Raw genomic sequence first — 322 nt, 5'->3', positions numbered from 1 at the left:
ACCTTTGGACCTACTATCCAGGGTGAAGGTCTGCTTGCAGGTTCAAAAACGATGTTCATCCGTTTCGGTGGATGTGACTATCGATGCGAAAAGTGCGACTCGCTACATGCAGTCATTCCGACGGCAGTTAAAGCGAATGCCGATTACCTCACGGCGGAAGAGATCGCGGCTCGAATTATTCCTGAAGCGAAAAGGACTAACACTCCCTGGGTCACCCTATCAGGTGGTAACCCCTGCATGTGGGACCTCACCCGCCTCATCGGACTCTTGCATGGAGCAGAGCTAGGGGTCGCGGTGGAGACTCAAGGAACCCTGTCGCCTG

The 322-nt window shown here is 54.3% G+C and carries 1 protein-coding gene; it reads left to right on the top strand.

Annotation, left to right across the window (positions count from 1 at the left end; translation table 11 throughout):
• The coding region (locus tag VJI94_RS08150; RefSeq protein ID WP_324008987.1) for a 4Fe-4S cluster-binding domain-containing protein at window positions 1–322 on the top strand (322 nt) is incomplete at both ends.

Source organism: Parvimonas sp. D9 (assembly GCF_035282565.1).
Classification (GTDB): Bacteria; Bacillota; Clostridia; order Tissierellales; family Peptoniphilaceae; genus Parvimonas; species Parvimonas micra.
Note: the sequence above shows the minus strand (reverse complement) of the source record. Positions and strands in the feature narration are given on the sequence as shown.